Below are 20313 nucleotides of genomic sequence, written 5' to 3' on the forward strand. Positions count from 1 at the left end.
GGGCCCGCGGCAGCGGGCAGGACACGTTCTCACGGGCAACCGACACCGGCTCCGCGGGCTTCCCGGCGGCGCTGCGGCGCTGCGGCGCCCGGACGGGACGGGGGGCGGCCGGACCGGGGGCGGCCGGGCGGGACGGGTGGGCAGGACGGCGGGACGGGTGGGCGGGAGCCCGACGGGACGGGTGGGCGGGAGCCCGACGGGACGGGGCCGGCGGGCGCCGGCCGCCGGGGCGGGCACGATGGCGCCATGACCCCCTCCGCCACCGAGCGCGCCGCCCTCGTCGCCGAGCTGCGCCGCTGCGGCCCCGACGCCCCCACGCTGTGCGCGGGGTGGTCGGCGCGAGACCTGGCCGCCCACCTCGTCGTCCGCGAGCGGCGCCCCGACGCCGCCCTCGGCCTCGTCCTGCCGCCCGTGGCCGGCCACGCCGAGCGGGTGCGCGCCGGGCTGGCGTCCCGCCCGTTCGCCGACCTCGTCGACCTCGTGGCCTCGGGACCGCCGCGGCTGTCCCCCTTCGCCCTCCCGGGCGTCGACCGGGCGGTCAACACGGGCGAGCACTTCGTCCACGCCGAGGACCTGCGCCGCGCCGGCGACGAGCCCGCGCCGCCGCGCGACCTCCCCGCCGAGGTCCGCCGAGCGCTCTGGGCCGGCCTGCGGGGCCGGGCGGTGCTGCTGTACCGGCGCTCCCCCGTCGGTGTGGTGCTGGAGACGCCGGAGGGGCGGGTCGTCGCCCGCCGCGCCCCCGAGGGCGCCGGCACCGTCGTGCTGCGCGGCGACGTGGGCGAGGTGCTGCTCCACAGCTTCGGCCGCGAGGCCGTCGCCCGCGTCGAGGTCGAGGGCTCGCCCGAGGACGTCCGCGCGCTGGCGGGCGTCGACCGGGCGGTCTGAGGCCGCGGTGCTCCCCGACCTGCCGACGGGACCGGCCTCAGGGGGCGGGCGCGGGCCCGACGTCCTCCCGCCCGCCGGGGGACGGGGCGCCGTCCGCGGCGTGGACGGCGGCGCCGGCGCGGCGCACGGGGTGCCCGGCGGCCGCGAGGGCGTCCTTCACCTGGCCCACGCGGAGCACGCCGAAGTGGAAGACGGAGGCGGCGAGGACGGCGTCCGCGCCCGCCGCGACGGCGGGCGCGAAGTCCTCGAGCCGGCCGGCGCCGCCGCTGGCGACGACGGGGACGCCCACCTCGCCGCGGACGGCGCGGAGCATCTCGAGGTCGAAGCCGCCGGTCGTCCCGTCCGCGTCGACGGAGTTGAGGAGGATCTCCCCCGCCCCCAGGCGGGCGGCCTGCGCGGCCCAGGCGAGCGCGTCGACCCCGGTCCCCCGGCGCCCTCCGTGCGTGGTGACCTCGAACCCGGAGGGGGTGCGCTCGGCCTCCGGGGTGCCCGGCGGGCAGCGGCGGGCGTCGACGGACAGGACGAGCACCTGGGCCCCGAAGCGGTCGGCCACCTCGGCGACGAGCCGCGGCCGCGCGACGGCCGCGGTGTTGACCCCGACCTTGTCGGCGCCGGCGCGCAGGAGCCGGTCGACATCGGCGACCGTGCGCACGCCCCCGCCCACGGTGAGCGGCACGAAGACCTGCTCGGCGGTGCGCGCGACGACGTCGTAGGTCGTGGCCCGCTCGTCCGTGCTCGCCGTGACGTCGAGGAAGACGAGCTCGTCCGCGCCGTCGTCGCCGTACTGGCGCGCGAGCTCGACCGGGTCGCCCGCGTCCCGCAGGCCGGCGAAGCGGACCCCCTTGACGACGCGGCCGGCGTCCACGTCGAGGCAGGGGACGACGCGGACGGCGAGGCTCACGGGCACCAGCCTAGGGACCGCGGCGCCCCGGGCCCGTGCGCCGTCCCGCGCGCCGTCCTCGTCGAGGGCCGCAGCGGCGCGGGCAAGACGACGCTGGCCGCCGCCCTGGGGGCGGCGCTCGGCGCTCCCGTGCTGCACCTGGACGACCTGTACCCGGGGTGGGACGCGCTGGCGGCCGGTGCGGCGCGCCTCGCGGACGAGGCCCTGCCGGCCTGGCGGGCCGGCCGCGCCGCCCGGCTGCGGCGCTGGGACTGGGACGCCGGCGCCTGGTCGGGCGCCGGGGACGACCTCGTCGTCGCCCCCGGGCCGCTGCTCGTCGTCGAGGGCGTGGGGGCGGGCGCCGCGGAGCTCGCGCCGGGCGACGTCCTCGTGTGGGCGCAGGCGCCCGACGAGGTGCGACGGCACCGGGCGCTGGCGCGCGACGGCGAGGCCTACGCCCCGCACTGGGACCGCTGGGCCGCCCAGGAGGAGGCGCACCTGCGCGCGCACGCGCCCGCCGCGCGCGCCGACGTGGTCGTCGTCACGGGCTGAGGGCGGCACGAGCGCCGCCCGGCACCGGCACCGGGGAGCACCGGCACCGGGGAGCACCGGCACCTGGGAGCATCGGCGCGTGCCCGGCAGCCGTGCGAGCCAGCGCCTCGACCTCCAGCGCGTCTGGCAGCTGCGCGCCGCCGTCCGCGGGCGCCGGTCGGCGCGCGAGCGCCTGGCCCGGCTGCGCCGGCGCGGCCCGAACATCGTCCAGTGCGCGCTCGCCGCGGGGGCGGCCTGGGCCATCGCCCACCTCGTCCTGGGCCACGCCACGCCCTTCTTCGCGCCCGTCGCGGCGGTCGTCGCGCTCGGCCAGTCCTACGAGGGCCGGCTGCGGCGCACGGGCGAGGTGGTCGTCGGCGTCGCCCTGGGCATCGCCGTCGGGGACCTGCTCGCGAGCTGGCTCGGCACGGGCGTGTGGCAGCTCGCCGTCGTGGTGGGCCTGTCGATGGCCCTCGCCGTCCTGCTCGACGCCGGCCAGCTGCTCGTCACGCAGGCGGGCGTGCAGGCCAGCATCGTGACCTCGCTCGCCGCGCCGGCGTCCGCGGGGCTCGACCGCTGGGTCGACGCGCTCGTCGGCGGAGCCGTGGCGCTCGTCGTGGCGGCCCTCCTGCCGACCGCGCCGCTGCTGCGGCCGCGCCGCCTCGCCGCCGCCGCGACGGGCGAGGTGGCGCTGCTGCTCGCCGAGGCCGCCGCCGCGGCCAAGCACGCCGACGGCGAGCGGGCGCAGGCGGCGCTGGACCGGGCGCGCGCCGGGCAGCGGGCCTTCGAGGACCTCGCGCCCGCGGCGCAGGAGGCCCTGGAGGGGCTGCGGCTCTCGCCGTTCCGCCACCGCCACCGCCCGGGGCTCGAGGTGGTCCGCGACCTCGCCGTCCCCCTCGACCGGGCCATGCGCAACGTGCGCGTGCTCCTGCGGCGGGTGGCCGTCGCCGAGCAGCGCGACGAGCCGCTGCCGCCAGAGCTGTGGACGCTCCTCGAGGAGCTCGCCACCGGTGCTCGGCTGCTGTCCGAGGCCGTGGACGCCGGGCGGCGCGACGACGACCTCCTCGACGACCTCGTCGACCTGGGCCGCCGCGCCGGCGTCCTCGGGAGCCGGCGCCTCGGGCTGTCGGCCGCGGTCTGCGTCGGGCAGCTGCGCAGCACCGTGGTCGACCTGCTGCAGGTGGGCGGGATGTCGAGCGACCGGGCCCTCGCCGCCGTCCCGCCGGTCGACTGAGCCTCAGCCGTCGTCGCGGGGGCCGTGGAGGGCCACGAGCGTGGCCAGGCGCTGCGCCTCGGCCTCGGCGGCGGCGCCGTCGGCGCGCTGCACGGCCATGACGGGCAGGACGTCGCCGTCCGACAGGTCCAGCTGCACCCACGGCTGGCCGCCGCCGAACCGCACCTGCACGACCTCGGCCCACTCCAGGCGCCGGGACAGGAGGAGGTTCTGCACGTGCAGCCCCCGCTCGTCGACGACGACGCGGACGCGCGCCTGCAGCGCCATGAAGCCCGCGACGAGGGCGCCGACCACGACGAAGCCCACCCGGTCGAAGGTGCCGAGCTCGGGCACGAGCACCGCGAGGAGCAGCCCGCCGAGCAGCGCGGCGGCGCCGACGGCGACGGCGACCACGCGGGCCCGGCGCGGGGCGAAGGGGCGGTGCAGGCGGGCGCGCTCGGACGCGCGCTCGGACGCGCGCCCGTCGTCGGGGCCGCCGCGGCGGGCGCCGGAGGGGTCGGCCACGTCAGATCCGGCAGGCGTGGATCGTCGTGACGAGGATGGCGCGGGCGCCGATCTCGTAGAGCCGGTCCATGACGGCGTTGACCTCCCCGCGCCGCACCATCGACCGCACGGCCACGTAGCTCGCGTCCCGCAGGGGCGAGACGGTCGGCGACTCGAGGCCCGGCGTGACCGCCGAGGCGGCGTCGAGCAGGTCGACGTGGACGTCGTAGTCGACCATGACGTACTCGCGGGCGACGAGGACGCCCTGCACCCGGCGCACGAGGACGTCGAGCCCCTCGGGGGCGCTCGTGCCGCGGCGCTGCACGAGAACCGCCTCGGACCGCAGGATCGGGTCGCCGAAGACCTCGAGCCCCGCCGCCCGCAGCGTCGAGCCGGTCTCGACGACGTCGGCGATGACGTCGGCGACCCCGAGGGCCACGGAGATCTCCACGGCGCCGTCGAGGCGCACGACGGGGGCGTCGACGCCGTGCTCGGCGAGGTGGGCGCGCACGAGGCCGTCGTAGCTCGTGGCGACGCGGCGCCCCGCCAGCCCCGTCACGTCGGCCGGGGCCTCCCCGGTGCGGGCGGCGAAGCGGAAGGTCGAGGAGGCGAAGCCGAGCTCGAGCACCTCCTCGGCGTCCGCGCCGGAGTCCAGGAGCAGGTCGCGGCCCGTGATGCCGGCGTCGAGCGTGCCGGCGCCGACGTAGACCGCGATGTCGCGGGGGCGCAGGAAGTACAGCTCCACGTCGTTGGCGTGGTCGTGGAGCACCAGCTCGCGACCCGTCCGGCGCTCGGCGTAGCCGGCCTCGCGCAGCAGGGCGGCGGCGGGCTCGGCGAGCGAGCCCTTGTTCGGGACGGCGATGCGCAGCACGGGCGGGGTCTCCTGGGTGGTGCCGAGGGGCGGATGGCGGGCGCGGGTGGCGGGCGCCGATGCGGGGCGGGGCGCGTGCCGGGGGGCGGTTCAGAGGTGGGCGTAGACGTCCTCGAGCGTGAGCCCGCGGGCCAGCAGCAGCACCTGCAGGTGGTACAGCAGCTGGGAGACCTCCTCGGCGGTCCGCTCGTCGCTCTCGTGCTCGGCGGCCATCCACACCTCGGCGGCCTCCTCGACGACCTTCTTGCCGATGGCGTGGACGCCGGCGTCGAGCTCGGCGACGGTGCGCGAGCCCTCCGGGCGCTGCTCGGCCTTGGCGGCGAGCTCGGCGAACAGGTCGTCGAAGGTCTTCACGGGGGCCCAGGCTAGGTGCCCGCGCCCGGTGCCCGAGCCGGGTGCCCGAGCGGGGCACCCCCGGTCCGGCGCCGTCACGACCGGGTCGCCCTCAGCCCAGCGCCGTCACCGCGGGGTCGGCGGGCCCGTCCGCGCCGGGGCCGGCGCGCTGCTCGCGCCGGCGGGCGACCACCCACGTCCGCGCCCCCCAGACGACGAAGCCCGCGTACACGAGGTACAGCACGGCGGAGGGGTAGTACCCGGCTGCCAGCAGCAGCGGCACCCCGACGACGTCGACGGCGATCCACACGAGCCAGAAGTCGATCCAGCCGCGGGCCATGCCGTACGTCGCGAGCAGCGAGCCCGTGAAGATCCACGCGTCCGGGTAGGGCCCGAAGGAGTCGAGCCGCGCGAAGACCTGCGCGAGGCCGAGCGTGCCCACGACCATGACGGCGACGAGCACGGCCCGCTCGCGGCCGGTGGCCCACCGCGGCTCCACGGCCGGGGCGCCCGCTCCCCCGGCGCGCCGGGTGCGGCTCCACCGCACCCAGCCGTAGACGCTGACGAGGAGGAAGAACACCTGCCGGCCGGCCTGCCCGTAGAGGTCGACGGCCTGCGGCGTCGCGAAGACGCCGCCGAGGAAGACGGTGAACAGCAGGGCGTTGCCGACGACGCCGACCGGCCAGGCCCACACGCGCCGGCGCATCCCGCCGACGGCCGAGGCGAGGCCGAAGAGGTTGCCGACGACCTCGCGCAGCAGCAGGGGCACGCCCCCGATGACGACCGCGGCGTCGAGGACGGACGCCAGGGCGTCGACGGCGCCGCTCACCCGCGGTCGACGGGGCCGCGGTCGACGGGGCCGGGGTCGACGGGGCCGGGGACGTCGGGGCCGGCGACCGCCGCCGCGGCCCGGGCGCGCAGGTCCTCGACCGCGGCCGCCGCGTCCTCGGCGCCGTAGACGGCGGAGCCCGCGACGAAGACGTCGGCGCCCGCCTCGGCGGCGCGGCCCACGGTCTCGGCGCTGACGCCGCCGTCGACCTGCACGGCCACGGGCAGCCCCGCGGCGGAGATCGCCGCCCGCAGGCGCCGGACCTTCGGCAGCACGACGTCGAGGAAGGACTGGCCCCCGAACCCCGGCTCGACGGTCATGAGCAGCACCATGTCGACCTCGCCCAGGAGGTCGACCCACGGCTCGACGGGCGTCGCCGGGTTGAGCGCGACGGCGGCGCGCGCCCCGAGGCGGCGCAGCTCGCGGGCCAGCCGGACGGGCGCGGCCGCGGCCTCGGCGTGGAAGGTGACGCCCGCCGCGCCGGCCTCGGCGTACGCGGGCGCCCACCGGTCCGGCGCCTCGACCATGAGGTGGCAGTCCAGCGGCAGGTCGCTCACCTGCGCCAGGCGCTCGACGACGGGCAGGCCGAGCGTGAGGTTGGGCACGAAGTGGCCGTCCATGACGTCGACGTGCACCGCGTCCGCCGTGGGGATGCCGCGCACCTCGGCGGCGAGGTCGGTGAAGTCCGCCGACAGGATGCTCGGGTGGACGCGCATCGTGCGCTGCGGTCCCCCGCTCCCCTCGGGCCTGCTGTCCTGAGGGCTGCCGTCGTCCGTCACGCGCGGAGCCTACGAGCCGCGGGCGGGTGCGGCGGGTCGGCGACTCCTCCCGGCACGAGCGTCCGGAGCGGGGGGGCGGAGGGGCACGTCAGGCCGGCGCCCCGCCCCCTCCGCGAGCCGACCGCAGCGCGCCGCGCCAGTGCCCGGAGCCGCGCCGCGCCGGACGCGAACCACACCGGGCGTCCGCCCGCCGTCGCGCCCTCCTACCGCTCGGGTCGCCCCCGCCCTCACGCCGTGCGGCGCAGCAGGGCCAGGAACATGGCGTCGGTGCCGTGGGCGTGCGGCCACAGCTGGGCGGTGCGGCCGGCAGCGTCCACCTCGGCGCCGCTCGCCCCGCCGCCCCCGTCGAGGGGCGGCGCCGTGCCCGGGACGGGCGACAGCGCCGCGGCGTCGAGGACGGCCGGGGCGTCGAGGAGGTCGACCGCGCCGCGCCGGACCGCGTCGCGGACGACGGCGACCGTCTCGGCGGGGTGCGGCGAGCACGTCACGTAGGCGACGACGCCGCCGACGCGCACCGCCGCCAGGGCGGAGGCGAGGAGGTCGCGCTGCAGCGGTCCCAGCCCGGACAGGTCGGAGGGCTGCCGGCGCCAGCGCGCCTCGGGGCGGCGGCGCAGGGCGCCCAGACCCGTGCACGGGGCGTCGACGAGCACGCGGTCGTAGCCGCCGGGCTCGTCGTCGCCGACGGCGCGGCCGTCGCCGGTGCGCACCTCGACGTCCGGCCCGGCGGCCAGCGCCTGCGCGACGAGCCGGGCGCGGTGCTCGCTCACCTCGACGGCCGTGAGCCGGGCGCCGCGGGCGGCGCCCGCCGCGGAGAGCAGCGCCGCCTTGCCGCCGGGGCCGGCGCACAGGTCGAGCCAGCGCTCGTCACGGCCCTCGAGCGGAGCGGCGGCGAGCGCGAGCGCCACGAGCTGGCTGCCCTCGTCCTGGACGCGGGCGCGGCCGTCGCGCACGGGCGCGAGCGCGCCCGGGTCGCCCTCCTCGAGCCGGACGGCCTGCGGCGACCACGCGCCGGAGGCGGTGCGCAGCACCGCGGCGCCCGCCGCCGCCACGAGCTCCTCGGGCGTGCTGAGCCCCGGCCGGGCCGCGAGGACGACCTCGGGGGCGGCGTTGTCGGCGCGCAGCAGCGCCTCGAGCTCGCCGACGTCGCGGCCGTGGGTGACGAGCGCCTCCCGCAGCGCGCGCACCACCCACGCCGGGTGGCTGTGGAGCACCGCCAGGCGCTCGGTCGGGTCGCCGTCCTCGGGCGCCACGCGCTCCGCCCAGGCGTCGCGGTCGTGCTCGGCCACCCGCCGCAGCACGGCGTTGGCGAAGCCGCCGCCGCCGGGGCCCACCCGGGTGCGCACGAGCCCGACCGTCTGGCTCACGGCCGCGTGCGGGGGCACGCGCGTCGCGATCAGCTGGTGGGCGCCCAGCCGCAGCGCGTCGAGCAGCGGCGGGTCGACCTGCGCGAGCGGGCGGTCGACGCAGGCGGCGAGGACGGCGTCGTAGAGGCCGCGGCCGCGCAGCGTGCCGTACGCCAGCTCGGTGGCCAGCGAGGCCTCGCGGGCGTCGAGGCGGTGCTTCCGCAGGAGCGCCGGCAGCACGAGGTTGGCGTAGGCGTCCTCCTCGCGGACGGCGGTGAGGACGTCGAAGGCGACCTCGCGCGCCGGCCCTCCGCCGCGCGAGCGCTGCGAGGGCTTCTGCGTGGACCAGCGCTGGCGGTCGGGGCCGCTGCGCCGCCCGGCCTCACCGCCGCGCCCGCCGGCTCCGGCGCCGGGACCCGACGTCCGCGGGCCGGCGCCCGCCGGACCGCCGGAGCGCGGCCCGTCGGCACGGGGCCCACCGCCGCGGGGCCCACCGGCGCGCGGCCCACCGCCGCGGGGACCACCGCCGCGCGGCCCGCCGCCGGGTGCGCCCCCGCGCGGACCGCCGTCGCCGGCACCGCCCGGGCTGCGCGGGCGACCACCGCCGGTCCCGCCACCGCGCCCGCGCCCGCCCCGACCGGGGCCCGCCCCGGCGCCGGTCCCGGTGCCGCTCTCGTCGTCGCTCACGCGTCTGCTCCCAGCACCTCGTCGTCGGCGGGACGGACGCCCCGGGCCCAGTCCTGCGCCGCCATGGGCCTCTTCCCGGCGGGCTGGACCTGTCCCAGCGCGACCGGCCCCGTCCCGGTGCCCACGAGGACCGCGCCCCGGGTGACCCGCAGCGCGCCCGGACCGAGCGCTGCCCCGTCCTCGGGTGCGGCGTCGGCGGACACGGCGTCGGCGGGCACGGGCTCCACCGGCCCCAGCCGCAGCCGCTGCCCGCGGAAGGTCGTCCACGCCCCCGGGGCGGGGGTGCACCCGCGCACGCGGCGGTCCACCGCCGCCGCGTCGTCCTCCCAGCGCACGCGCGCGTCGTCGGGGCGCAGCTTGGGGGCGAGGGTGACGCCGTCCGCCGGCTGCGGGACGGCGCGCGCCGTCCCGGCCTCGAGGGCGTCGAGGACCCGCACGAGCAGGTCCGCCCCTGCCGGCGCCAGGCGCTCGAGCAGGTCCCCCGCCGTGTCCCGCGGCCCCACCGGCTCCTCGAGGGAGCCGAGCACCGGACCGGTGTCCAGGCCCTCCTCGAGGCGGAACGCGCAGGCGCCCGTCACGGGGTCGCCCGCGAGGACGGCGTGCTGCACCGGCGCGGCGCCGCGCCAGCGCGGCAGGAGGCTGAAGTGGAGGTTGACCCAGCCGTGGCGGGGGACGTCGAGCGCGCGGCGCGGCACGAGCGCGCCGTAGGCGACGACGGGCACGCAGTCGGGGGCCAGGTCGGCGAGCTCGGCGAGGAAGGCCTCGTCCCCCGGCCGCTCGGGCGCCAGCACGGGCAGGTCCGCCTCGAGCGCCAGCTCCTTGACGGGGCTGGTGACGGCGCGCCGGCCGCGCCCGGCGCGGGCGTCGGGACGGGTGACGACGGCGACGACCTCGTGCGAGGACGCGAGGAGGGCGCGCAGGGACGGGACGGCCGGCGCGGGGGTGCCGGCGAGGACGACGCGCACGGCTCAGGTCGCCCGGCCGAAGGTGGCGTGCGGGCTCGTGCGCACCACCGGCGCCGGCTCCCCCGCCGCCCAGGCCGCCTCCCGGATCGCCTTCATCGCCAGCTTGCGCTCCTCGCGCTCCATCCGGTCGATGAAGAGGATGCCGTCGAGGTGGTCCGTCTCGTGCTGGATCGCCCGCGCCATCAGCGCGCTGCCGGAGAGGACGACGTCCTCGCCGTGGAGGTCCTGCCCGTGGGCCACGACGTGGAGGCTGCGGCGCGTGCTCGCGAAGACGCCGGGGAAGCTGAGGCAGCCCTCATCGCCGTCCTGGCACTCCTCCGACAGCTGCAGCCGCGGGTTGACGAGGTGCCCCAGCACGCCGTCGACGTGGTAGGTGAAGACCCGCAGTGAGACGCCGATCTGGGGCGCCGCGAGGCCAGCGCCCCGCTGCTCGAGCATCGTGTGCTCGAGGTCGGTGACGAGCTGCGCCAGCTCGCGGTCGAAGTCGACGACCTCGTCGGCGCGACGGCGCAGGACGGGGTCGCCGAACAGGCGGACGGGCTGGACGGCCACGAGCGGGGCCCTTCGACGACGGCAGGAGGAGCGCAGGCGATCCTAGGCTCCGCGCCGACCGGCTCCCGCGGGCGAGGCCGCCCCGCCCGGGCTCCTCACCAGCCCTCGAGCGGGTCGAGGGGGTCGACGACCACCCGCACCGCCGGCTCCCGCCTGGCCGACGTCGCGGCCCGCGCGGCGCGCAGCGCGTCGGCGAGGGCGAGGCGCTGCGCCGCCGGGGCGCGCAGCAGGGCCTGCACGCCGGGGGCGTCGTCGTCCGCCGCCTCCGCGGGGGTGGTGCCCGCGCCCGCTCCCCTTCCCCCCGCTCCCCCTGCGCCGTCCGGCCGGCCCGCGGGCCCGGGGCCGCCCCCGGTGCCGGGCAGCGCTGCGTCCCCCGGCGCGGGGCGCCGCGGCAGGACGGCCCGGCCGCGGGGGGCGCGGGCCGGCCCCGGGCCGCTCCGCCCGCCCCCGGCGGTCCCCGCCGCGCCGGGCGCGAGCGCCCCGGAGGCCCCGGATGACCCGGAGGCCCCGACCCAGGCCTGCTCCGCCATCGGCGCGGGGCCGAGCACGGACGCGCCCGCAGGGAGGTGGGCCGCCGCGAGCAGCGCCCGCACACCGGGGGCCGGTCCGCTGACCCGGGCCACGGCGACGGCCGGCGGCAGCGCCAGCTCGACGCGCTCGGCCAGCTCGCGCTCCGCGTGGCCGCCCGGGTCCCAGCGCACGAGGGCCTGCAGCGGCGCGAGACCCGCGTCCCCCACCGCCAGCACGCGCCCGCCGTCCGCCGCCGGGCGCACCAGGGACGCCGCCTGGAGCCAGCGCCGCAGGGCCTCCTCGGCCGAGCGCAGGTCGGCGCGGGTGAGCAGCGCCCAGGTGTCGAGCAGCAGGGCCGCGCTGTAGCCGCCCTCCGCGAGCGGCTCCGCGCCGGGCGTCGCGACGACGAGGGCCGGCTCGGCGGGGACCACGGGCAGCACGTCGGCCGCTCCGCCCGAGCGCCGGACCACCACCCCGGGCAGGGCCCGGCCGAGCTCCTCGGCGGTGCGCCCCGACCCGACGACGAGCGACCGCAGCGCCCGGCCCCCGCAGTGCCGGCAGGCCCACGCCGGGGCGCCGGTGGCGCACCAGCGGCACACCGGGGCGCTCGCGCCGCCCGGCTCGTCGGGCTGCGGCAGCGCGAGGGGCCCGCCGCACCGGTCGCACCGGGCGGGGTGGCGGCAGCGCTGGCACGCCGTGGCCGGCAGGTAGCCGGCGCGCGGCACCTGGACGAGCACGGGTCCCGAGGGCAGCGACTCCCGGACGAGGCGCAGGGCGCTGGAGGGCAGGCGCGCGCCCGGGCCGGCCGGGTCGCGCCCGTCGTCCTCCGCGACGGCGACGCGCGGCGCCCGGGCCCGCACGACCTCGCGGGCCGCGACGACCGGCCGCGCCCAGCCCGTGGCGAGCAGCTGCTGGGCCGCGGCGGTGCGCGCCCCCGAGCCGACGACCGCGGCGGCGCCCGTCGCCTCCGCGCGCTCGAGCAGCACGTCGCGCGCGTGCGGGTACGGCGCCCGCGGCTCGACGTGGAGGTCGTCACCGTCGTCCCAGCAGACGACGAGGCCGAGGTCCTGCACCGGCGCGAGGGCCGCCGCCCGGGTGCCGACGGCGACGCGCACCCGCCCGCGCCGCAGGGCGAGGAAGGCGCGGTAGCGCGCGGTGGGGCCGTCGTCGGCCGTGAGGCGGACGTGGCGCCCGGCGCCGAGCACCTCGCCGAGCGCGGCGTCGACGCGGGCGACGTCGCGGTGGTCGGGGACGACGAGCAGCGCCCCGCGCCCCCCGGCCAGCGCGGCCGCGGCGAGCACCGCCAGCGCGGCGGGCCAGTCCTGCTCGGGCGCGCCGGGCAGCGCCGTCCAGACCGCCCGCGGGGCACCGCCGGCCGCCGTGCGCGCCACCAGCGCGGGCCCGCCCGCGTACGCCCGCCAGGGCCCGGGGTCCGGGAGCGGGAGGGGACCGAGCGGCGGGCCGGGGCGCTCCTCGGTCTCGACCGCCGCGCGCCGGGGCGGCACGGCGAGCCGCAGGACGTCGGCGGTCGTGCCGACCCAGCGGCGCGCGACGGCGCGGGCCAGCGCGAGCACCTGCGGGTCGAGCACCGGCTCGGCCGAGACGACCCGCCGCAGCGGCAGGAGGGTGCCGGTGTGCTCGGTGGTGGCGCGCCGCTCGACGACGTACCCCTCGACGTCCGACCCGGCGAAGCGCACCCTCACCCGGGCGCCCGGTACGGCGGCGTCCGCCGCGGACTCCGGGACGGCGTAGTCGAAGACGCGGTCGAGGTGCGGCAGCGGGACGTCGAGCACGACGCCCGCCACCGGGTCCACCGCCGCGGCGCCCTCGGGCGGGCGCGGAACCCGGCGCCGCGTCGACGAGCGCAGCAGGGCGAGCTGCTCGTCCTCGCCCCCGACCGACCGACCGGCCCCGCCCTCGCCCACGGGCCCGATCCCACCAGCCCCCACCGACGCCGCGCACGCCGCCCGGCGCGCCTCCCGCCGGGGACCGAGGGCCCGGGCCACCGGGTCGGAGGACGCCCCCCGCTCAAGGACGCCACCTCCCCGGCCGAGGGAACGGGTGTGACCGCCCTGCCCCCGCGCCACGCCGCCCCGGCGTGCCCGGTGCCGCCGCCCCCCTCGAGGCCGGTGCCCGGACCCCGGCGCGCCGCTGCGCCGCCGGCGCGGAGGTCGGACGCGGACGGACCGGTGGACGAGCAGCCAGTGGACGTGCCGTCCGTGACCGTGCCGTCGGTGGACGAGCCGTCGGTGGACGAGCGCGCCGACCGCGTCCAGCTCGTCCTCGACGCCTTCACGGCCATGGCGGGCGAGGACGACGAGGAGGGCGCCCTCGAGCGCGCCGTCGACGTCGCGCGCCTGGCCACCCGGTCCCTGCTCGGGGCGGCCGTGCTCGTCGGCCCGGGCGGCGTGACGCACCTCGTCCACGCGGGCATGACGACGTCGCAGGTGGCGCGCCTGCCCGGCCCGCCGCAGGGCCACGGGGTGCTCGGCGCCGTCCTCGCCGGCGAGCTGGTGCGGACGGCAGACCTGCGCACGCACCCCTCCGCCGGCGCCGTGCCCGAGGGGCACGTGCCGATGCGCGCCTTCCTCGGCGTGCCCGTGCAGGTCGAGGAGGGCGCCGAGGTCCTCGGCGCCTTCTACCTCGCCAAGCCACCCCGCCACCCCGCGCACACCGGCGCCGACGAGGCGCTCGTCACCGCGCTGGCGCGCCAGTGCGCCCAGGTCGTCGTCCGGGTGCGCGACGCCCGCCGCGTCCGCGAGCTGGCCGCCCGCCTCGAGGTCGCCGAGCGCGTCCGGGCGGCGGCGCTCGCGCAGATGACGACCGACGTCGACCCGGTCGAGGCCGTCGACCGGCTCCTGGAGGTCGCCCGCGAGCAGCTGCGCATGCCGTTCGCGGCGCTCGTGCGCGTCGACGAGGACGCGCAGGTCGTCGAGCGCAGCAGCGGCGAGGCGCCCGTCCCGGCCCTGCGGCGCGACGTCGCCCTCGGCGGGCCCACGCCCTGCCGCCGCGTGCTGGCCGAGGGCCGCGGGGTCGTCGCCGACCTCGTCGGCGACCCGTCCGGCCGGGTGGCCCTCGCTGCGCCCGCGGGCCTGGCCGCCTACGCCGGGGCGCCGGTGCTCGTGCGGGGCCGCGCCCACGGGACGCTCTGCACCGCCTCGGACCGGCAGGTCGCGCTCACCCGGTCCGACGCGTCGGTGCTCGAGGTGCTCGCCGACCTCGCGGGCCGCCAGCTCGCGCGCCTGGAGGACGACGCCGCCGTCCGGACCCGCCGCGAGGAGGCCCTCGCCCCGCTCCTCGCCCCCGGGGGCCTGCGGGTCGTCCTGCAGCCGGTCGTCGACCTCGTCGCCGACCGCGTCGTCGGCGTGGAGGCCCTGGCCCGCTTCCCCGGGCGCGGGCAGGGGCCGGACCGCGTCTTCGCCGCGGCGGCGGACGTCGGGCTCGGCACGGCGCTGGAGCTCGCGGCCGTCGACGCGGCGACCGCCCTGCTCGACCGCCTCCCGGCCCACCTCCACCTCGCCGTCAACGCCGGGCCCGCTCTCGTCACCGAGCCCGGGCTGCTCGAGCGCCTCGCCGGGCTGCCGCCGGGGCGGGTCGTCGTCGAGGTCACCGAGCACGAGGACCTCGCCGACCACCCCGGGCTGCCCGCGGCGCTGGCGGCCCTGCGCGCCGCGGGCGCCCGGGTGGCGCTCGACGACGTCGGCGCCGGCTACGCCGGCCTGCGGAGCGTGGCGGACCTGTCCCCCGACGTCATCAAGGCCGACGCCAGCCTCGTGCGGGGGCTCCCGGAGAGCCCGGCGCGCCGCTCGCTCGTGCGGGCGCTCGTCGCCCTGGCGGCCGACCTGGGGGCCGACCTCGTGGCCGAGGGCGTCGAGACGCCCGCCGAGCTGGCCGAGCTGCGGCGCCTCGGCGTCCGCCTCGCGCAGGGCTTCCTGCTCGGCCGCCCCGCGCCGCTCGAGGAGCTGCGCCTCAGCCGACCGCGGCGCGCAGCGCCTCGACCCGGTCCGTCCGCTCCCAGGTGAAGCCCGGCAGCTCGCGGCCGAAGTGCCCGTACGCGGCCGTGGGGGCGTAGATCGGTCGCAGGAGGTCGAGGTCGCGCACGATCGCCGCGGGCCGCAGGTCGAAGACCTCGCGGATGGCCGCGGTGATGCGCTCGAGCGGCGCCGTCTGCGTCCCGAAGCACTCGACGTAGAGGCCCACCGGCCGCGCCGCGCCGATGGCGTAGGCCACCTGCACCTCGCAGCGGCGGGCCAGCCCCGCGGCGACGACGTTCTTGGCGACCCAGCGCATCGCGTAGGCGCCCGAGCGGTCCACCTTGCTCGGGTCCTTGCCGGAGAAGGCGCCGCCGCCGTGGCGCGCCATGCCGCCGTAGGTGTCGACGATGACCTTGCGGCCGGTGAGGCCGGCGTCGCCCATGGGGCCGCCGAGCTCGAAGCGGCCCGAGGGGTTGACGAGGAGGCGGACCCCCTCGGCGTCGAGGCCCGTGGTCGCGAGGACCGGCGCGACGACGTGCTCGAGGACGTCGGGGGCGAGCATCCCCTCGAGCGAGACGTCGGCCGCGTGCTGGGTGGAGACGACGACGGTCTCGACCCGCACCGGGGTGTCGCCGTCGTAGCCGATGGTCACCTGGGTCTTGCCGTCGGGGCGCAGGTACGGCAGCACGCCGTCGCGGCGCACCTGGGCGAGCCGCTCGGCGAGGCGGTGCGCCGTCCACGCGGGCAGCGGCATGAGCTCGGGCGTGTCGTCGCAGGCGTAGCCGAACATCAGGCCCTGGTCCCCCGCGCCCTGCGCGTCGAGCGCGTCCTCGGCCGAGGCGCCGCTGCGCTGCTCCCAGGCGCTGTCGACGCCGGCCGCGATGTCGGGCGACTGGGCGCCGATGGAGACCTGCACGCCGCAGGACGCGCCGTCGAAGCCCTTGGTCGAGCTGTCGTAGCCGATGCGCAGGATCGTCTCGCGGACGATGCTCGGGATGTCGGCGTACCCGGTGGTCGTCACCTCCCCGGCCACGTGCACGAGGCCCGTCGTCACCATCGTCTCGACGGCGACGCGGCTGCGGGGGTCCTGCTCGAGGAGGGCGTCGAGGATGCCGTCGCTGATCTGGTCGCAGATCTTGTCCGGGTGCCCCTCCGTCACCGACTCGGAGGTGAACAGGCGCAGGTCCTGCGCGCGGGGGCTGGGGGCGGACGGGCTCGTGGGCACGGGGCTCCTCGGGTGCAGCGGCTGCTGGCTGGGCCCGCCCCCTGCGCCGGTGGGCCGCCGCGGCGGCGGCGCCGGCGACGGGCGGTCGGGCGCCGTCACCCTAGCGGCGGGCCAGCAGCTCCCCCACGGCGTCCCACACCGCGTCGGCGACGACCTCCTTCGGCGCCGGCCCGACCGGCCGCTCCGTGCCGTCGCGGCCGAGGAGGACGACGGCGTTGTCCGGCGTGCCGAAGCCGCGTCCGGAGCCGACGTCGTTGACGACGAGGAGGTCGCAGCCCTTGCGCGCCAGCTTGGCGCGCCCGTGGGCGAGGACGTCGCCGTCCTCGTCGCCGGTCTCGGCCGCGAAGCCCACGACGACCTGCCCCGGGCGGGCGTCCTCGCGGTCGCGGCGGGAGACCTCGGCCAGGACGTCGGGGGTCCGCACGAGGCGGACGACGGGCGCGTCGTCCGAGCCCGGGTCCTTCTTCATCTTCGTGGCCGCGACGGCCTCGGGCCGGAAGTCCGCGACGGCGGCGGCCATGACGACGACGTCGGCCCCGCCCGGCCCGGACGCCTCCGCGAGGACGGCGTCGCGCAGCTCGCGCGCCTCGCCCACGGGCACGACGCGGACGCCGGGCGGAGGGGGCACCTCGAGGTGGGCGGCGACGAGCACGACGTCGGCCCCGCGGGCGGCCGCGCGGGCGGCGAGCGCCACGCCCTGGCGGCCCGAGGACCGGTTGCCCAGGTAGCGCACCGGGTCCAGCGGCTCGCGCGTGCCCCCGGCCGAGACGACGACGCGCCGGCCCGCCAGGTCGTGGGCGGGCTCGTCGCCGGGGCCGGGAGCCTCGGGGTCGGGGGCCTGCGGGTCGGGGGTGGGCGCCGACGTCGCGCGGTCGGCCGGGCGCCGCTCGTCCAGCAGCGCGAGGGCCGCGGCGTGGACGTCCTCGGGCTCGGGCAGCCGGCCGGGCCCCGAGTCGGCGCCCGTGAGACGCCCCGTCGCCGGCTCCATGACGTGGGTGCCCCGCTCCCGGAGGAGGGCCACGTTGGCGCGCGTCGCGGGGTGCAGCCACATCTCCGTGTGCATGGCCGGAGCCAGCAGCACGGGGCAGGTCGCGGTGAGGAGCGTCGTCGTCAGGAGGTCGTCGGCGAGGCCCGCCGCGGCGCGGGCCAGCAGGTCCGCGGTGGCCGGGGCGACGACGACGAGGTCCGCCTCGCGGCCGAGCCGTACGTGGGGCACCTCGTGGACGTCCTCCCAGACGCCCGTGGCCACCGGGTGCCCCGAGAGCGCCGCCCACGTGGGCGCGCCGACGAAGCGCAGGGCGGCCTCCGTCGGCACGACGCGGACGTCGGCGCCGCCCTCGGCGAGCAGCCGCAGCAGGGAGGCGGCCTTGTACGCGGCGATGCCCCCGCCGACGCCGAGGACGACGCGGGGACGGCGCCCCGCCGGCGGGTCGCCCGCGGGGGCGCCGCTCACGCGGTCAGCCCTCAGCGGGGACGTCGCCCGGGGTGAAGGGGTCGTCGAGGCCGCCGTCGTCGGCCATCTCGAGGCCCTCGGGCGCGTCGCCCTCGCCGTCGGACGGGCGGATCGTCAGCATGCCGGCGTCGATCTCGCGCAGCGCCACCGACAGCGGCTTCTCCTGCACGTGGGTCTCGACGAGGGGGCCGACGTTCTCGAGCAGGCCCTCGGAGAGCTGGGAGTAGTAGGCGTTGATCTGGCGGGCGCGCTTGGCGCCGTAGATGACCAGCGCGTACTTGGAGTCGGCGGCCTTGAGCAGGTCGTCGATGGGCGGGTCGGTGATGCCCTCGGGGGCGGCGCTCGTTCCGGACACGGGGTCCTCCTGCGGTCGGGGCCGGCGCCCGTGGCGCCCGCCGTCCTCGCGGCCCGCCGGTCCGATGCGTCCCGGTGGCCCTCTCGTGCTGTCAGTCGTGCTGCCGCTCCTGCGGCCGTCCTGGTCCCGGCGGCCCCGCGGTCGCGCGGTGCTCGCGCACCGCACGCACCCGTCCCGGGCCGCCCGGCGACGCCCTCAGGCGCCCTGCTGCCGCCCGCCGGGGTGGTCGACGGCGGGGCCGTCGGTCGCCGGCAGCGGCCGCAGACCCATCGATGATACGAGGTCGTCGCCGGCCTGGCGGACGTCCGCGTTGACGACGGTCACGTCGAACTCCCGCTCCGCCTCGAGCTCCGTGCGGGCCGTGGCGAGCCGGCGCTCCCGCTCGGCCTCGTCCTCGGTGCCGCGGCCGACGAGCCGGCGGACCAGCTCCTCCCACGAGGGCGGTGCGAGGAAGACGAAGCGCGCCCCCGGCATGGTGGCCCGCACCTGGCGGGCGCCCTGCAGGTCGATCTCCAGCAGGGCGGGCCGCCCCTGCGCGAGCACCTCCTCGACCGGTCGGCGCGGCGTCCCGTACCGGTGCCGCCCGTGGACGACCGCCCACTCGAGCAGCTCGCCGGCCGCGGCCATCCGGTCGAACTCCGCCTCGTCGACGAAGTGGTAGTGCACGCCGTCGACCTCCCCCGGGCGCGGCGACCGGGTCGTCGCCGACACCGAGAGCCACACCTGCGGGTAGCGGTGCCGCACGTCGGCGGAGACGGTGCCCTTGCCGACGGCCGTCGGCCCTGCGAGGACGGTCAGGCGAGCCGCGTGGGGGCTTCCGTCGACCTCGGCTGAGGTATGTGGAACAGGACCACGGCTCGACACCGCGTCCGACCGAGCGGCGTCCTGCTCCGGCCCCACCGCGGCGCTCAGCGCTCGAAGCGCGCGACGAGGGCGGAGATCTGGTGGGCCCCCAGGCCGCGGACGCGCCGCGACTCCGAGATGCCGACCTCCTCCATGATCTTGCGCGCGGTGACGCGCCCCACCCCGGGCATCGACTCCAGGAGGGCGCTGACCTTCATCTTGCCGACGACGTCGTCGCTCTGGCCGTCGCGGACCACCTGCTCCAGGGAGCCCTGGCCGTACTTGAGGCGGTTCTTGATCTCCGCCCGGGCGCGGCGCGCCTGGGCGGCCTTCTCGAGCGCCGCGGCGCGCTGCTCGTCGGTCAGGTGCGGGAGCGGCACGGCGGGTCCACCTCGGGGCAGAAGGGGTCGGGTCGCCGGCGGCGGAGCGCGGGCGCTCGCCCCGGCGGCGGGTGACGTGACGCTAGCGACTCCCGATCGCGGGCGGCAACGAGGGGCGGCGAGCCCGGGGCCGGGCCCCGCTGGAGAGCCGACCGTCGCCCGTCCCCCCTCCCGGGCGCCGGCAAGGGCGAGTCGTCGCCCGTTCGTCGGCTCCCGAGGCCTCCGGAGGGCGAGTCGTCGCCCGTTCGCCCCTCCCGGAGCCCCCGGGGGCCGCCGCTCCCCCGCGGCCCCGGCCGTCAGGCGAGGGCGACCGCGCAGCGGTCGGCGAGGTCGCGCGCCGCGGCGCGGACGTCGGCGGCGCGCGGACCGGCGGCGAGGACGCCCCGGCTCGACGTCGCGAGCACCTGGCGGCGGGCGTCGCCGAAGACGGCCGCGAGGTCCTCCGGCCCCGCCCCCTGCGCGCCGACGCCGGGGGCCAGCAGCGGCGCGGCGGTGGCGGCGAGGTCGAGGCCGAGCCGGGCGGCGGCCCCGCCCGTCGTCGCGCCGACGACCATCCCCACCGAGCCGAGCGCGCCGCGAGCCCGCGCCCCGGCGTTCTCGAGCGCGACGCCGCGCGCCACGGCGGCGGCGACCGGGGTGCCGTCGTCGTCGCGGGCGTGCTGCACCGACGCCCCCTCGGGGTTGGAGGTGAGCGCCAGGACGAAGGCGCCCCGACCGGTGGCGGCGGCGAGGTCGAGCGCCGGCCGCAGCGAGCCCAGCCCGAGGTACGGCGACAGCGTGACGGCGTCCGCGGCCAGCGGGGCCCCGTCGGCGAGGTGCGCCTGCGCGTAGGCGGCCATGGTGCTGCCCACGTCGCCGCGCTTGACGTCGAGGAGCGACAGGGTGCCCGCGGCGGCCAGCTCGCCGAGGAGCCGCTCGAGGACGGCGACCCCCCTGCAGCCGTGCCGCTCGAAGAACGCCGACTGCGGCTTCACCGCCGCGACGACGCCGCCCAGCGCCTCGACGCAGGTGAGCGCGAAGCGCTCGAGACCGGTCGGGTCGTCGGGCAGGCCCCAGCGGGACAGCAGCGCCGGGTGCGGGTCGACGCCGACGGCCAGCGGGCCGTGCGCGTCCGTCGCGGCGCGCAGCCGGTCGCCGAAGGGCGTCGGGGCGCTCCCCTCCGCCCCCGTCCCCCCGCCGCTCGCGGGGCTCGTCGGACGGG

At 79.7% G+C, this 20313-nt stretch carries 20 protein-coding genes; 4 read left to right on the forward strand and 16 right to left on the reverse strand.

Going from position 1 to position 20313, the window contains the following annotated elements; translation table 11 throughout:
- Window positions 1–246: 246 nt before the first annotated feature.
- A complete protein-coding gene (locus Q0789_RS05490; RefSeq protein WP_298802935.1) occupies window positions 247–885 on the forward strand; it encodes a TIGR03085 family metal-binding protein in 639 nt (212 codons plus the stop codon).
- Window positions 886–922: 37 nt separating this feature from the next.
- Here the strand turns inward: Q0789_RS05490 and hisF are convergent, their stop codons facing one another.
- A complete protein-coding gene (hisF, locus tag Q0789_RS05495) occupies window positions 923–1786 on the reverse strand; it encodes an imidazole glycerol phosphate synthase subunit HisF (protein ID WP_298802937.1) in 864 nt (287 codons plus the stop codon).
- A 129-nt stretch (window positions 1787–1915) separates the two neighbouring features.
- On the opposite strand from hisF, the gene Q0789_RS05500 reads away from it, so the two are divergent.
- Both Q0789_RS05500 and Q0789_RS05505 read left to right on the forward strand, forming a co-directional pair.
- Window positions 1916–2317, forward strand: coding sequence for a hypothetical protein (locus Q0789_RS05500; RefSeq protein ID WP_298802939.1), 402 nt, complete (start codon window positions 1916–1918; stop codon window positions 2315–2317).
- Between the two features lie 79 nt (window positions 2318–2396).
- Window positions 2397–3530 (forward strand): FUSC family protein, encoded by a 1134-nt coding sequence (locus Q0789_RS05505; RefSeq protein ID WP_298802940.1) that lies wholly within the window; start codon window positions 2397–2399, stop codon window positions 3528–3530.
- Between the two features lie 3 nt (window positions 3531–3533).
- On the opposite strand, the gene Q0789_RS05510 is transcribed toward Q0789_RS05505, so the two are convergent.
- The 9 genes from Q0789_RS05510 to Q0789_RS05550 all read right to left on the reverse strand — a co-directional run bounded on the left by Q0789_RS05510 (window position 3534) and on the right by Q0789_RS05550 (window position 12687).
- Window positions 3534–4034, reverse strand: coding sequence for a PH domain-containing protein (locus tag Q0789_RS05510; protein ID WP_298802941.1), 501 nt, complete (start codon window positions 4032–4034; stop codon window positions 3534–3536).
- 1 nt (window position 4035) lies between these two features.
- Entirely contained in the window at window positions 4036–4884 is an 849-nt protein-coding gene (gene hisG / locus Q0789_RS05515) for an ATP phosphoribosyltransferase (protein WP_298802942.1), read from the reverse strand.
- Between the two features lie 90 nt (window positions 4885–4974).
- Complete coding sequence (locus Q0789_RS05520) at window positions 4975–5238, reverse strand: phosphoribosyl-ATP diphosphatase (protein ID WP_298802943.1); 264 nt, start codon at window positions 5236–5238, stop codon at window positions 4975–4977.
- 91 nt (window positions 5239–5329) lie between these two features.
- The gene (pnuC, locus tag Q0789_RS05525; RefSeq protein ID WP_298802944.1) at window positions 5330–6046 is read right to left on the reverse strand and encodes a nicotinamide riboside transporter PnuC; all 717 of its coding nucleotides are present in this window, start codon (window positions 6044–6046) and stop codon (window positions 5330–5332) included.
- A complete protein-coding gene (gene rpe, locus Q0789_RS05530) occupies window positions 6043–6762 on the reverse strand; it encodes a ribulose-phosphate 3-epimerase (protein WP_366917654.1) in 720 nt (239 codons plus the stop codon). Before rpe ends, pnuC begins: the two co-directional genes overlap by 4 nt.
- Window positions 6763–7052: 290 nt before the next feature.
- The gene (locus tag Q0789_RS05535; protein WP_298802946.1) at window positions 7053–8855 is read right to left on the reverse strand and encodes a transcription antitermination factor NusB; all 1803 of its coding nucleotides are present in this window, start codon (window positions 8853–8855) and stop codon (window positions 7053–7055) included.
- Complete coding sequence (fmt, locus tag Q0789_RS05540; protein WP_298802947.1) at window positions 8852–9820, reverse strand: methionyl-tRNA formyltransferase; 969 nt, start codon at window positions 9818–9820, stop codon at window positions 8852–8854. Before fmt ends, Q0789_RS05535 begins: the two co-directional genes overlap by 4 nt.
- Window positions 9821–9823: 3 nt before the next feature.
- Window positions 9824–10372, reverse strand: coding sequence for a peptide deformylase (def, locus tag Q0789_RS05545; RefSeq protein ID WP_298802948.1), 549 nt, complete (start codon window positions 10370–10372; stop codon window positions 9824–9826).
- Window positions 10373–10467: 95 nt separating this feature from the next.
- The gene (locus tag Q0789_RS05550; protein ID WP_366917655.1) at window positions 10468–12687 is read right to left on the reverse strand and encodes a primosome assembly protein PriA; all 2220 of its coding nucleotides are present in this window, start codon (window positions 12685–12687) and stop codon (window positions 10468–10470) included.
- 399 nt (window positions 12688–13086) lie between these two features.
- On the opposite strand from Q0789_RS05550, the gene Q0789_RS05555 reads away from it, so the two are divergent.
- Complete coding sequence (locus Q0789_RS05555) at window positions 13087–14904, forward strand: EAL domain-containing protein (RefSeq protein WP_298802951.1); 1818 nt, start codon at window positions 13087–13089, stop codon at window positions 14902–14904.
- On the opposite strand, the gene metK is transcribed toward Q0789_RS05555, so the two are convergent.
- From metK to pyrF, 6 genes are all read right to left on the reverse strand, one after another.
- A complete protein-coding gene (gene metK / locus Q0789_RS05560; protein WP_298802953.1) occupies window positions 14852–16081 on the reverse strand; it encodes a methionine adenosyltransferase in 1230 nt (409 codons plus the stop codon). The genes Q0789_RS05555 and metK overlap by 53 nt on opposite strands.
- Window positions 16082–16181: 100 nt before the next feature.
- On the reverse strand, window positions 16182–17534 hold the full coding sequence (locus Q0789_RS05565; protein WP_298802955.1) for a phosphopantothenoylcysteine decarboxylase: 1353 nt from the start codon (window positions 17532–17534) through the stop codon (window positions 16182–16184).
- 4 nt (window positions 17535–17538) lie between these two features.
- Window positions 17539–17889 carry a DNA-directed RNA polymerase subunit omega gene (rpoZ, locus tag Q0789_RS05570; protein ID WP_171203395.1) on the reverse strand — a complete coding sequence of 117 codons (351 nt, stop codon included), beginning with the start codon at window positions 17887–17889 and terminating at the stop codon, window positions 17539–17541.
- 195 nt (window positions 17890–18084) lie between these two features.
- Complete coding sequence (gene gmk, locus Q0789_RS05575; RefSeq protein WP_298802957.1) at window positions 18085–18753, reverse strand: guanylate kinase; 669 nt, start codon at window positions 18751–18753, stop codon at window positions 18085–18087.
- Window positions 18754–18797: 44 nt separating this feature from the next.
- A complete protein-coding gene (mihF, locus tag Q0789_RS05580; RefSeq protein WP_171203397.1) occupies window positions 18798–19112 on the reverse strand; it encodes an integration host factor, actinobacterial type in 315 nt (104 codons plus the stop codon).
- A 296-nt stretch (window positions 19113–19408) separates the two neighbouring features.
- Window positions 19409–20239 carry an orotidine-5'-phosphate decarboxylase gene (gene pyrF / locus Q0789_RS05585; protein ID WP_366917656.1) on the reverse strand — a complete coding sequence of 277 codons (831 nt, stop codon included), beginning with the start codon at window positions 20237–20239 and terminating at the stop codon, window positions 19409–19411.
- Window positions 20240–20313: the final 74 nt, after the last annotated feature.

The organism is uncultured Pseudokineococcus sp., from assembly GCF_947499845.1.
Taxonomy (GTDB): Bacteria; Actinomycetota; Actinomycetes; order Actinomycetales; family Quadrisphaeraceae; genus Pseudokineococcus.

Coding starts and splice junctions, on each gene's coding strand:
- Q0789_RS05490 (WP_298802935.1), top strand. CDS start 247: ATGACCCCCTCCGCCACCGAGCGCGCCGCCCTCGTCGCCGAGCTGCGC.
- rpe (WP_366917654.1), bottom strand. CDS start 6,762: ATGCGCGTCCACCCGAGCATCCTGTCGGCGGACTTCACCGACCTCGCC.